This is a genomic window from Megasphaera sueciensis (assembly GCF_050219315.1).
Lineage (GTDB): Bacteria > Bacillota > Negativicutes > Veillonellales > Megasphaeraceae > Megasphaera_A > Megasphaera_A sueciensis.
Genome location: NZ_CP116939.1, coordinates 2150268 through 2163932 on the forward strand (window position 1 = coordinate 2150268; position 13665 = coordinate 2163932).

Annotated in this window: 12 protein-coding genes, 1 tRNA gene and 1 riboswitch; all 13 genes read left to right on the forward strand. The window is 36.6% G+C overall.

What is annotated here, in order from left to right; translation table 11 throughout:
• Positions 1-9: 9 nt before the first annotated feature.
• The 13 genes from NXG62_RS10265 to NXG62_RS10325 all read left to right on the forward strand — a co-directional run bounded on the left by NXG62_RS10265 (position 10) and on the right by NXG62_RS10325 (position 13521).
• Positions 10-237: a hypothetical protein gene (locus NXG62_RS10265; RefSeq protein WP_427112314.1), complete on the forward strand. Its 228-nt coding sequence runs from the start codon at positions 10-12 to the stop codon at positions 235-237.
• Positions 238-727: 490 nt separating this feature from the next.
• Positions 728-2905, forward strand: a complete 2178-nt coding sequence (gene nrdD / locus NXG62_RS10270; RefSeq protein ID WP_427112315.1) for an anaerobic ribonucleoside-triphosphate reductase — start codon at positions 728-730, stop codon at positions 2903-2905.
• 9 nt (positions 2906-2914) lie between these two features.
• Positions 2915-3400 carry an anaerobic ribonucleoside-triphosphate reductase activating protein gene (nrdG, locus tag NXG62_RS10275; protein WP_427112316.1) on the forward strand — a complete coding sequence of 162 codons (486 nt, stop codon included), beginning with the start codon at positions 2915-2917 and terminating at the stop codon, positions 3398-3400.
• A gap of 297 nt (positions 3401-3697) precedes the next feature.
• Entirely contained in the window at positions 3698-4660 is a 963-nt protein-coding gene (locus NXG62_RS10280; RefSeq protein ID WP_427112317.1) for a lactate/malate family dehydrogenase, read from the forward strand.
• Between the two features lie 187 nt (positions 4661-4847).
• Positions 4848-4923, forward strand: a tRNA-Ala gene (locus NXG62_RS10285).
• 622 nt (positions 4924-5545) lie between these two features.
• The gene (locus NXG62_RS10290) at positions 5546-6007 is read left to right on the forward strand and encodes a hypothetical protein (RefSeq protein WP_427112318.1); all 462 of its coding nucleotides are present in this window, start codon (positions 5546-5548) and stop codon (positions 6005-6007) included.
• A 126-nt stretch (positions 6008-6133) separates the two neighbouring features.
• A complete protein-coding gene (locus tag NXG62_RS10295; RefSeq protein ID WP_427112319.1) occupies positions 6134-6709 on the forward strand; it encodes an epoxyqueuosine reductase QueH in 576 nt (191 codons plus the stop codon).
• 204 nt (positions 6710-6913) lie between these two features.
• Positions 6914-7019, forward strand: a riboswitch (SAM riboswitch).
• 102 nt (positions 7020-7121) lie between these two features.
• Entirely contained in the window at positions 7122-9401 is a 2280-nt protein-coding gene (gene metE, locus NXG62_RS10300) for a 5-methyltetrahydropteroyltriglutamate--homocysteine S-methyltransferase (protein WP_322351635.1), read from the forward strand.
• A gap of 87 nt (positions 9402-9488) precedes the next feature.
• A complete protein-coding gene (locus NXG62_RS10305) occupies positions 9489-9635 on the forward strand; it encodes a hypothetical protein (RefSeq protein ID WP_427112321.1) in 147 nt (48 codons plus the stop codon).
• A 244-nt stretch (positions 9636-9879) separates the two neighbouring features.
• Positions 9880-10650, forward strand: coding sequence for an inositol monophosphatase family protein (locus tag NXG62_RS10310; RefSeq protein ID WP_427112322.1), 771 nt, complete (start codon positions 9880-9882; stop codon positions 10648-10650).
• A 535-nt stretch (positions 10651-11185) separates the two neighbouring features.
• The gene (locus NXG62_RS10315) at positions 11186-11686 is read left to right on the forward strand and encodes a GNAT family N-acetyltransferase (protein ID WP_427112323.1); all 501 of its coding nucleotides are present in this window, start codon (positions 11186-11188) and stop codon (positions 11684-11686) included.
• 76 nt (positions 11687-11762) lie between these two features.
• Complete coding sequence (locus tag NXG62_RS10320) at positions 11763-12932, forward strand: iron-containing alcohol dehydrogenase (RefSeq protein ID WP_427112324.1); 1170 nt, start codon at positions 11763-11765, stop codon at positions 12930-12932.
• 70 nt (positions 12933-13002) lie between these two features.
• Complete coding sequence (locus tag NXG62_RS10325) at positions 13003-13521, forward strand: hypothetical protein (RefSeq protein WP_427112325.1); 519 nt, start codon at positions 13003-13005, stop codon at positions 13519-13521.
• Positions 13522-13665: the final 144 nt, after the last annotated feature.

Here is a 13665-nt window from a genome sequence, read left to right on the forward strand (position 1 = left end):
GGTAAGAAAATGGCGATAGTGACAACCTGTGGATATAAACCAGAAAAGGGGGCGGATCTGTTTGAAGAGGGAATTCGTAGATATTGCAGGCATTCTCAGCTTCAATATATGGGAATGCTGGCGGAACGGCATTTAGGATATCAATCGGCGTTTATGGATGAGACGAAAGCAGCACATGCCAGGGCGTTTGCTTTGAAACTTTGTGAAGCAAAAACGGGGGCAATAAGAATTCTGTAAACATGTGATTTAAATAAAATTATATAATCTAGTATAAAAAGAACGCTGAGGGAAGGAACTTTTTTCAGCGTATTTTTTATGTGTGTTCCGTGAGTTTTGTTGCACATACTAAGTGAATAGGTTTTGGGACTGTTTTTTTTACTCCAAGTAAAAATAGAACAAATACTATATCAAACTAATACTATATATAGTATTGTTATTATTATAATCATGATATATAATAGAATATATTGTATATCATGATTGACAATTTCGTGTGCTTGCTTTATACTAAAAAAACCGAGTACCGGAGTACTTTTAACTAATTTTTAACTTTAGAGTTGCAGGTTGTGTGACTTCGATGGTAAATTTGTTTGAACAAAATACGGTATTTTTGAGGCAACAGGGAATATATTTTTTGTGCTGTCCTTTTTTATGATTTCGTGATATCGGAAAAGGTTAAACGTATTATACTATAAGGTATAATGATATTTGTTTGGAGGGTCAGAGGATGAAAATCATCAAACGCAATGGAGCAGAAGAAGTTTTCAACGTGGACAAGATTATTAAAGCTATCGGCAAGGCCAATGTTGTTGTAGATGAAAAACACCAGTTAAGTGTTTTGCAAATTAGTAGTATTGCTGAAAAAGTAGAAAATATATGCAGTGAAATACCTCATGCGATGAATGTAGAGGATATACAGGATTATGTAGAAAATGGAATTATGGGATACAAAGCGTTTGAAGTTGCACGAAAATATATTACATATCGATATGTTCATTCTCTTATGCGAACCAGGAATACGACGGACGATAAAATATTAAGCCTGATTGAATGCAATAATGAAGATGTAAAACAAGAAAATTCTAATAAAAATCCTGCGGTTAATAGTGTGCAGCGTGATTATATGGCAGGAGAAGTGAGCAAAGACCTTACTATGCGGTTGATGCTCCCCAAAGATATAGTAAAAGCGCATGAAGAAGGAATGATACATTTTCATGATGCCGATTACTATGCCCAGCACATGCATAATTGTGATTTGGTCAATTTGGAGGACATGCTGCAACATGGAACGGTTATAAGTGGTACGCGAATTGATCGCCCGCATAGCTTTTCTACGGCTTGTAATATTGCAACGCAGATTATTGCTCAAGTAGCTAGCAGTCAATATGGCGGTCAAAGTATCAGTTTGACTCATTTGGCGCCTTTTGTGGACGTCAGTAGACAAAAGATTCGTAGAAGTGTTGTGGAGGAATGTATGACGCTGGGGGTGGAGACTTCTTCTGAGAAAATAGAAAAAGTTGTTCATAAACGGCTTCTTGAAGAAATCAGCAGGGGCGTGCAGACTATACAGTATCAGGTTGTTACCTTGATGACTACCAATGGACAAGCGCCTTTTGTCACGGTGTTTATGTATTTGAATGAAGCACGAAATGAACGGGAAAAAGAAGATCTGGCAATGATTATCGAAGAAATGTTGCAGCAGCGCATTCAAGGGGTGAAAAATGAAAGTGGTGTGTGGATTACGCCGGCTTTTCCAAAATTGATATATGTATTGGAACCAGACAATCTGAAAAAAGGGACGCCTTATTTTTATTTAACGGAATTAGCTGCAAAGTGTACTGCGAAAAGAATGGTGCCGGATTATATAAGTGAGAAAATTATGCTTCAAAATAAAGTTGATAAAAACGGAGAAGGTCATTGTTATACTTGTATGGGATGCCGGAGTTTTCTTACACCTTATGTAGATCCTAAAACGAATAAGGCGAAATATTATGGGCGGTTTAATCAAGGGGTTGTTACGATTAACTTAGTGGATGCAGCGTTGTCCAGCAAGGGCGATATGGAAGTTTTTTGGAAAATCTTTGACGAACGGTTGGAACTATGTCATAAAGCATTGATGTGCCGTCATAATCGCCTGAAAGGTACTAAGTCGGATGCCGCACCTATTCTTTGGCAATATGGGGCATTAGCTCGTTTGGATAAAGGAGAAACTATTGATGCGCTGCTATATGGCGGGTATTCCACAATTAGTTTGGGTTATGCCGGATTATATGAATGTACGAAATATATGACGGGCAAGTCTCATACGGATCCGCAGGCTACACCATTTGCATTAGCGGTTATGCAGCATATGAATGATAAATGTACAGCATGGAAAGCAGAACATAATATTGATTTTAGTTTATATGGGACTCCTTTGGAATCGACGACGTATAAATTTGCTAAATGTTTACAGAAACGATTTGGTGTTATCAAAGGGGTAACAGATAAAAATTATATTACCAACAGTTATCATATGCATGTAATGGAACCGGTGGATGCCTTTACAAAACTTAAATTTGAAAGCCAATTTCAACGACTTTCTCCAGGCGGTGCTATCAGTTATGTTGAAGTACCTGATATGCAGCATAATTTGGAAGCAGTTGAAGCACTGCAGCAATTTATATATGAAAATATTATGTATGCTGAACTGAATACAAAATCCGATTATTGCCAAGAATGTGGGTTTAATGGAGAAATCCAAATTGTTGAAAGTGATGGCAAACTTGTATGGGAATGTCCAAAATGCGGCAATCGGGATCAGAATAAATTAAATGTGGCACGGCGGACTTGTGGGTATATTGGGACTCAATTCTGGAATCAAGGAAGAACCGAAGAAATTAAGGATAGAGTCATGCATTTGTAGGAGAAAAAAATGAATTATGCGAATATCAAATTTTATGACATTGCCGATGGTCCGGGTGTTCGAGTAAGCCTTTTTGTTTCTGGATGCACACATCATTGTAACGGATGTTTTAACCCGGAGGCTTGGAGTTTTGAGTATGGGGAACCCTTTACGGAGGCTGTACAACAAAAGATTATAACGGCTATTGCACCGGAATATATCAGTGGACTTACCTTGTTGGGAGGTGAACCGATGGAACCTTGCCATCAAAAAGCATTGGTAAAATTTCTTGATAAAGTAAAAGAGGCATATCCTGATAAAACTATTTGGTGTTATACGGGATATACGTATCCGGATGATTTTAAAAACGGAGGCAAAGCGTATAGTGAGGTTACAGAGCAAATGCTGTCATATATTGATACGCTTGTCGATGGTGAATTCAAGGAAGAACTGAAAGATATATCTCTGCAATTCAGAGGTTCCAGCAACCAGCGTATACTGCAACTTAAAAAATAAAGTAAAAGCTTTTATATTTAATGGTGGACGGCTCTCCCGTATAACAGATAAAAATCTAATGTATGGGAGAGCTGTTTTTTAGGAAAAACACAGGTTTGTTTTGAAGAAAAATAGTATACATGTTTTTTTTCAGACCAAGAAAAATGTTATGTATTTAATATTAAAAATAAATTATTGTAAAAAAAAAACAAAAAATTAAACAGTAATTTTAAGTTTACGCATTTATATAATAGTGGTATAATGGAAAATTATAATCCCTTAATACGTATCACTTGCAGATAGATAGGAGAGATGAATATGATAGTAAAGAAAAGAACAGTCGGTGTCATTGGAATGGGACATGTAGGAGCTCATGTAGCATTTACGTTAGGAATGATGGGAATTGCTGATGATATTCTTATTTGTGATAAGAATGAAGACAAACTTTGCAGTGAAAGACAGGATTTAATGGATGCCGTTCAATTCATGCCGCATCGCGTTACATATAGTATTGCCGGGTATGAAGAATTGGGTAATTGTGATGTTATCATTAACTGCGTCGGCGATATTACACTGGTTGCTACGGGAAGTCGTGATGACGAAATGAAATTTACTGCGACACAGGTGGCTGATTATATTCCGAAGGTAATGAAAGGCGGCTTTAACGGAATCTTTGTTAATGTTACCAATCCCTGTGATGTTATCACGTATCTTATTCAAAAATTGAGCGGTCTGCCGAAAAATCAGGTTCTTGGCACAGGTACCGGACTTGATACGTCTCGTTTAGTTAGTGCGATTTCTCAGCAGACAGGAATAGAACAAAGTTCCTTTACTGCCTTTATGATGGGAGAACACGGCGATTCTCAAATGGTTCCATGGTCTTTTGTATCTTTTTCGGGAAAATCATTAAACGAAATGGAACGAGATCCGAAGTTTACGTTGAATCGTGAAGATACTAAAAATTTGGCGATCCGTGGCGGCTGGATTACTTACAAAGGCAAGCATTGTACAGAATACGGAATTTGTTCGACGGCAGCAACTATTGTGAAATCTATTTTGCATAACCAGGGGAAAGTGATGGCAGCCAGTGTGCCTTTCCAAGGAGAGTATGGAGAACAGGATATTTATTGTGGTTGTCCGGCTGTTATTGGAGCCAATGGAGTTCAGCATATTGTGGAATATCCTTTGCCGGCCGATGAAATGGCCGAATTTAAAACCTGTTGTGCTAAGATTCGCGGGAATATAGCAAAGGCAGAAGACTTACTTGGAAAAGGAAAATAATAAGAACACAGAAGTTGAACGCGGTGGAAACTATATAAGAACTGCTGTATAGAAAAATGAAGAAATATAATGGATATCCATGTAATAAAGCTTCTCTGTATACGAGGACTGGAAATAGAACTTGATTTATCAATATATCTATGATAAAATATCTAAGCAAGTTCAATTTTGGACTTACTTATTATATGGGGGCGTAGCTCAGCTGGGAGAGCGCTTGCATGGCATGCAAGAGGTCAGGGGTTCGATCCCCCTCGTCTCCACCATAGATATTTACTAGGCTTGTGGCATTTATGTCGCAAGTCTCTTTATTTTTCCATCCCTTTTTCCACCCACTTGCTGTACTATGCCATTGTTGGGAACTGTATAATATTACTTTTTTCTTTCTTTGGATATATTAAGTCGAGTAATTTGGATGCGCCTTCGCGTAACCGATTGTTTGTGTCCTCGGTGACTTCACGATTCATCTTGAATGTCGTATGTCTAACGGCAGTTTTGACATCGAATTTATCAACATCTACTTCAAGCATGTAGGTAATATAAAAGTGCCGCATAACACGAGTGTCGATGTCTCGTTTGATAGCTAAACACTGTTGCGGTATTATGGGAACAGTGAGAATAGAAGTTATCTTGAAATATTGGCTTATTACCACTTGTGTTTTCTATCAGTCGATGGGGTGTTGAAAGATGCTTGTCTGTATTACTGAATCCAGCACTGCAGCAAAGAGAACGTATGGAAAATCTTGTTACTGTTATATAAACTAAAGAAAAAACTCATTTTGTTACAGTATGTTAACAATTAATTTATTTATCTTGTGTTTTGTTATAGAAACGTTAAAATAGTAGAAGAATATAATTTTTATAATTAATAGAGAAGGTGTGAATAATATGAAAAAATCATTAAAAAAGGTAGGAATTATCTTAACTGGAAGTATGTTTATAATGGGAAATGCAATGTGTTTGGCATATGATTCTTCTCAACTTTCGCAACAACAATGGCAATCAGAACAGAATCAACAGCAACAAGAATCCAATAGACAACAACCATCACAAGATCAACGAAGACAGAAAAGACAAGAAACAAATAGACAATATTCACAGGACCAACAATCAGGACAACAAAAACAAAGAACGAATAGACAACAACCATCACAAAATCGACAGAGGCAGAAAAAACAAGAAACAGATAGACAACAGCATTTACAAAATCATCAATCAAATCAACGACAACAAGGGGAAAATCAAGAACAGCATTCACAAAACCAACAACGACGAGATCAAGGACAACAACAATTGAAGCAGAATAAAGAACATCAGGAAAGACAAAATGACCAGAAAATACCGCAATAAATGATTACTTTGTTAATTGTCACGAACACTTTAACTAAGCGAGATGATAACAAAGTGTGGGTAAATATGTTTAGGTATAAATTTGTCGTACAGTGGGACATTAATTAAAAACAAAGAAGGTAAACTATGGAAAAAGTTTTATTGCATTGTTGTTGTGCCCCATGTTCTTTATCATGTATTAATACATTACGTGAAGACAATATGGATCCTGTGGCATTTTGGTATAATCCTAACATTCATCCTTGGAAAGAATATCAAGCACGGCGCGATTGCTTATTAGAGTATGCTTCTACAATTCATATGGAAGTTAGAATACAAGAAGAGTACGGGTTAATAGATTTTGTTCAACATATTATATGCGATGTGAATCATCGGTGTACGTACTGTTATGAACATCGCCTAGAAACTACAGCACGATATGCTGCAGAACATGGATTCCAATATTTTACTACTACGCTGTTAGCCAGTATTTACCAACAGCATGACATGATATCTGAAGCTGGACAACGGTTTGGCAAGCAATACGGCGTAACGTTTTTGTATCGAGATTTCAGACCCTATTTTCGTGCAGGTAATAATGAGGCACGAACGCTGAAATTTTATATGCAAAAGTACTGTGGATGCATTTTTTCTGAAGCGGAAAGGTACCAAAAACAAATTAAACGTGATAAGGAAAAATTTTCCGAATTGAGTATAAAATAAAAGGTTTATGACATTTTCCTGTATTATTTTTATCTTTAACTAACAGAAGGGGTATACGAAAGATTCAGGTTGACAACATACAAGCATTAGGTTACAATACACTACAATATCGCAATGGTATCCACCCATTTTTTTGCGAATACAACAATATATTGCAAGAAGATGCAATGCCGCTATGGAAATAAATCATAATCTGCATCTTCTATTCCATCCAGAGCAGTCGAGGGATTCGGCCTTATGACGCTGCGACAACCTGCCCATATAAGGGAAAGGTGCCAACTCCGACAGGAACATTCCTGATAGATGAGCTGATGAAAAAGCGCTATCTGTGATAACGCTTTTTTTTTTGCTTAATAGAAAAATCGTATACAAAACAAATATACTTATGTCTTTTTTAGGGAGGGATGTAAAAATGGAAACAACAATTATTGGATTTCCTCGCATTGGAGCACAACGAGAATTAAAGTTTGTAACGGAGAAATATTTTAGAGGTAAAGTAAGTATAGATAGTTTGAATGAAACAGCTTGTAATCTTCGCAAAAAGCATTGGTTGTTGCAAAAGAACAGTGGTCTGAATCTGATTCCGGTAAATGATTTTTCTTTATATGATACGACATTGGACACAGCTGTACTTTTTAATGTTATTCCCAGACGGTACCACAGGCTAGGATTAAATCCGTTAGATACCTATTTTGCTATGGCACGGGGGTATCAAGGTGTACATGGTGATGTAAAGGCATTGGCTATGAAAAAATGGTTTAATACTAATTATCATTATATGGTACCGGAGTTGGAAGATGATATGAATATAAAGCTTACCGGTACAAAGATAATTGATGAATGTAAAGAAGCATTGGCGTTAAAGCTTTTAGCTAAGCCGGTTATCCTGGGGCCATTTACTTTTTTACAATTGGCGCGTTGTACGGGGAAAAAAACAAAGCGTGATTTTGCCGATGTTCTTACAAATGCATATAAAGAACTTTTGACAGTGTTAGAAAAACTTGGGATTACATGGTTATCTGTAGAAGAACCATTATTAGTTACAGATCTTTCTCAAGAAGATCTATCTTTGTTTGCAGATATATATCGAGATATATTGCAGAATAAACAAGGGGTACAGATCCTTTGCCAAACGTATTTTGGTGATGTTCGTGATTGTTATCATATCCTTACTGCACTCGACTTTGATGGCATTGGACTGGACTTTTTGGAAGGCAAGGAAACATTAAGTACATTGTGTGCAAATGGATTTCCTGAGGACAAGATTCTTTTTGCCGGAGTTGTAAACGGGAAAAATATCTGGCGTAACAATTATACTGCAACATTGACACTTTTGAAAAAAATCCAAAGTAAAGCACGGTATATTGTATTGAACTCTTCTTGTTCACTTCTTCATGTACCGTTTACCATAACGCAGGAAATACATTTGAATAAAAAATATCTGTTACATTTTTCCTTTGCTGAAGAAAAGCTACAGGAATTGTCTGATTTGAAGAAACTGATGGATAGTACTGAACCCAAAATGGAAAAAATATACAAAAACAATGTTGCTCTTTTTGCGGTTCCACATGCAGTACCGGACGCGATGGTTCAAAAAAGAGTTGCTTGTCTGACAAAAAAAGATTTTACGCGACATCCCGGTTTTACTGAAAGAGAAAATTTGCAAAAGAAGACATTTCATTTCCCGTTACTTCCGACTACGACTATCGGTTCTTTTCCACAAACCCTTGCTGTTCGGAAAAATCGAGCTGACTACCGTAATAATAAAATTTCCCTTGAAACATACAAGAATTTCAATAAAAAACAGATTGCCGCTTGTATTGCGCTGCAAGAAAAAATCGGACTTGATGTTCTTGTACACGGAGAATTTGAACGAAACGATATGGTAGAATATTTTGGGGAACATTTAAACGGTTTTATTTTTACGGAGAATGCTTGGGTTCAATCCTATGGTACACGTTGTGTAAAACCGCCGATTATTTGGAGTGATGTATCACGACGAAAAAGCATTACAGTAGAATGGTCGACATATGCGCAGCAGTTGACAAATAAACCTGTCAAAGGAATGCTTACTGGGCCTGTTACTATTCTCAATTGGTCCTTCCCACGGGAAGATATTGCACTGCGAGAAAGTACAATTCAAATCGCATTGGCTATTCGAGATGAAGTGCTTGATTTGGAAAAACATGGAATTCGCATTATTCAAATTGATGAAGCCGCCTTACGGGAAAAACTACCTCTTCGTAAGGCCGATTGGCATACAAATTATTTAGATTGGGCTATTCCAGCCTTTCGCTTGGTGCACAGTGGAGTCAAAGTGGAAACACAAATTCATACACATATGTGTTATAGTGAATTTAACGATATTATTAAAGATATAGATAATATGGATGCTGACGTGATTACGTTTGAAGCATCTCGCTCTGATTTTACTGTTTTAGATGCGTTGCAGGCGGCTGAATTCCGGACAGAAGTGGGTCCAGGTGTCTACGATATTCACTCCCCTAGAGTTCCTTCAGAATTAGAAATTGAAAAATCTTTGAAGGTTATGTTAACGAAAATTGTACCACAGAAATTGTGGGTAAATCCTGATTGTGGACTTAAAACTAGAAGCATTATTGAAACTAAGGCTAGTTTAGAACATCTTGTTTCGGCAGCGATACAAGTAAGAAAAACAATGGATTCTAAATAACTGAAAGAAAATTAGTAAAGAATTGCATATTAATGAACAAATTAGAACTTGCGAAGTTCGTGGAGTTAGCAATACGAATAAATCCAAATGGAAGTTATGTTTTTGCGGTATGCACGACAAATTGCAGAGAAAGATAACATGGATCTTTCGGAAATTACTCATGTCGATAATCCTCTAAAAATTGAAGGCAGAAATATGACGATGATTATTACTCTCATTAAAAGTAAAAATTAAGAGAACAAAATACATATTATGTTTAAATTATAAATTTGCTAATTTACGCGCAAATATTTTACAAAAGTCAGTTTTCTGTAACCGAAATCACATATATGTAAGAGAATCTGTTAGTATAATTAATTAGAATTATAAAACGACAGTAGATAATATTTATTTAGGTGAACAAGATACTGAGGGACAATCTCATGAGGCTTTAGATATATTGTTATGTTGTATAAAATACATATTGCAGGAGAATATCATGGATTATGAAAAGATTATTCGGGTTGTTCAAACAACTCGACCGTTTTTTGTAGATGATACAAGAGAAATTAAAGTAACTGTTAAAGGAAGGTCTGATTTTGTCACACAGGTTGATGTAGCTGTTCAGGAGTATTTGCGTCAGGAATTATATCGGCTGGATCCCCAGACTATTTTGATTGCTGAGGAACAGAAACGTATTTACATTAAACCAGATACCAGCTATTGGATACTCGATCCGATTGATGGCACACAAAATTTTATCCGTCATGTGGGGTTAAGTGCAGTGTCGTTAGCTTATTATAACAAAAAGGATTTGCAATTTGGAGTTATTTACAATCCATTTACGGAGGAAACTTTTTATGCTGTTCGTGGACAAGGAGCCTTTCTAAATGGACGAGCGATTCATGTTACCGAAAATGAAGTCTTAGAAAAATCTCTTATGGCGATTGGGACATCTCCTTATGATCGGCAGTTTATTCCACAAAATTGGGATGTATTCCAAAAGGTATATTGCCGTTGTTTAGATGTTCGTCGTTCAGGCAGTGCCGCTTTAGATTTGGCATACGTAGCAGCGGGACGATATGATGGTTATTTTGAACGAGATTTAAAGCCTTGGGATATGGCGGCGGGAATTATATTAGTGCAGGAAGCGGGCGGACGTGTAAGCGATTATACCGGTAAAAGGATACAGGTTGATTGCAATGCGGATATTTGCGCTGCCAATGGGTTTATTAATGAAGAGTTGCTGCATATAATTGGGGAAAAATAAGAATAACAAGAACATGTTTACAGAATATAGGTAAGCAGAGACGATCCATATACAATGATGATTAATATGTATAATTAAAATAATAAAAAGGTATTTACTTAAAAATATACTGATGATATAATAAAAGTGTAAAAAGCGGAAGGGATATGGAATGTTACCCGTTAAAAGCATTGGAAAAGAATCACGCAGTATACTTCTTGCCCAGATGACCGGTAGCATGTTGAAAAGCAAACTATTAGTTATTGGGATTGTGTATGAAACATTATATTAATGCATCAATGAGAGACTGTTTGTAAGGTCAAAGGATGTGAGTCCAAAAGGCACTTAAATAGCAAATAGTCTGAGTAGGAAAAGAGACTGCATGACGGTGATTCTTACAACGGAATAGGGGATATGTCCATATTCACATATATGCCGCTTTTCATAAAGGCGATGGCCGGTCGGGTCATCGCCTTTGTTCCGTGTGAAGGTACTATGGGAACAAAATATATATGTTAGATAAATTGAATCGAGTAGTATATGAGGAGTTCTTTTTATGGAAATTAATATCCGAGCAGCCAGAAGGTCAGACTTAAACCGTGTTGTATATATAGAACAGCAATGTTTTCCAAAAGCTGAAGCGGCAACGTATAAACGTCTTAGTGAGCGGATGCATGTTTTTGTTCATTCTTTTCTTGTAGCTGAAAAAAAAGGAAAAGTTATAGGGTTTATTAATGGCTGTGTGACTAAACAACGAAAACTGACAGATGATTTATATGAATCTACGATGCTTCATGATGATAAAGCAGATTATCAAATGGTTTTTGGATTAGACGTACTACCATCAGAACAGCACCAGGGAATTGCTAAAATGTTGATGAAGGCATATATTGCAGCAGCTTATGAACAAAATAGGAAAGCTGTTATATTGACGTGTAAAAAATATTTAATTCCTTTTTACGAACAATTTGGATATACGTGTGAGGGGCGGTCGAGTTCTTTGCACGGAGGTGCTGTCTGGTATGATATGATCTTGTTATTGCACGAAAAAACATAATTATATATTTTGTTTTTTGTAGTTAAGGATAAATATATTTTCATGGAGACAGATACAGTAAAAGGAGCGATATGGCATGTTAGGAAATTTTTGTTATTCTAATCCGACTACGTTGTATTTTGGCGATAAAGCATTGGATAACCTAAAAAAGGAACTTGTCCATTATGGGAAAAAAATACAATTGGTATATGGCGGCGGTTCTATTAAAAGAAATGGTATTTATGACCAAATCATTTCCATACTGCAGGAAGCTGGCAAAACTATTATTGAAGATGGGGGAGTAATGCCGAATCCAACGATAGAGAAAGTGTACGAAGGAAGTCGATTAGCCTGCCAGAACCACGTTGATCTGATTTTAGCAGTTGGTGGGGGGTCTGTCTGCGATTATGCTAAAGCGGTATCTGTTTCTGCCTATTGTGAAACAGATCCGTGGGATACATATTTTTTACAAATGAAGAAAGTGGATAATGCAGTTATTCCTGTAGGTTGTATATTAACTATGGTTGGGACTGGTTCAGAAATGAACGGGGGAGCTGTTATTACTAACCATGAACAAAAGTTAAAAATAGGACGTGTTTTTGGATCGGCGGTATTTCCAAAATTTTCTATTCTAAATCCTGTTTTTACTTTTACCGTGCCGCGCTATCAAATGGTAGCTGGTATTTATGATATTATGTCACATATTCTTGAACAATATTTTTCCGGCCAAGATGACAATACATCCGATTATATTAGTGAGGGCTTGTTGAAATCACTGATTCACAGTTCCCGGATTGCGGTGGAAACTCCTCGTGATTATGAAGCAAGAAGTAATATTATGTGGATTGCTTCTTGGGCGTTAAATACTTTGATTGCTAAAGGTAAATCGACAGATTGGATGGTGCATATGTTAGGACAGGCAGTTGCTGCTTATACGGATGATACACATGGTATGACATTGTCTTCAGTGTCTATGCCGTATTATCGGTTTATTTTACCTTACGGATTAAAAAAATTTAAACGATATGCTCAGCGTGTTTGGGATGTCCGCACAGAAAATAAGAGTGATGAAGAAATAGCTGGTGAGGGATTGGATCGAATGGAAGCGTATTTAAAAGAAATTGGCTGTGTTATGAGTATAAAGGATTTTGGGGTTACTGCAGATATGATGGAAGACATATGCGATTCCGTTTTTATTTTAAAAGGGGGATATCACGTATTGACGCGGGAAGATGTGATTCGTATTTTAACGGAAAGCTTGTGTTGAAAAAGAATATTAGACAAATCACCTGTTTCATTTTATAATGAAATAAAAATTTAAAGGGGAGTTTGATAGGATGAAGCGAATTTTTATAATGGTGACTAGTTTTTTTTGTTTAGTTTTTTCGACGGCATTTGCAACGGAATACCAATCTTACCATAGTGAAAGCAGTGGTTTTAATATCGATGTTCCAGCGGAATTTCAATATTTACAGACAGAATCAGGTATGACACAATTAACAGCAGGAGATAAGAAAACAGGAGTGCTTATGACTGTTAGAGTCAATCAAATTCGCAATGGGACAACGATGGCAGAGCAGGAAGAACAACTGCAGGCAGCGCTTCCAACACTGGAGCAACGTTTAAAGTCTCAGGGAGCGGCGATGGAAAGTTCCGGGGTTACAACCGTAGCAAGTCATAAGGCTATTTATTTTTTTTATACGATTAACAGGGCAGGAACGGATTATTATCAAGAACAGTATATAGTGTTGGGAAATAATACTATGTACAGTCTTGTTTTTACAGTGCCCGTTGTTGCGGAAAATCAATATAAACCATTGTTTACGCATACTATTTTATCTATGACAATACAGTAGGTACTCATGGCTTGATTTTTGGAAATAGAGAGTAGCATGTTGACTGTAAGTAATATTATAAAAGAAAATAAGTAAGAAAAACATCTCATCTGTGTAAGAATATATTATATTGGAAGAGATGTTTTTTTTGCTCTCTGAAATAAA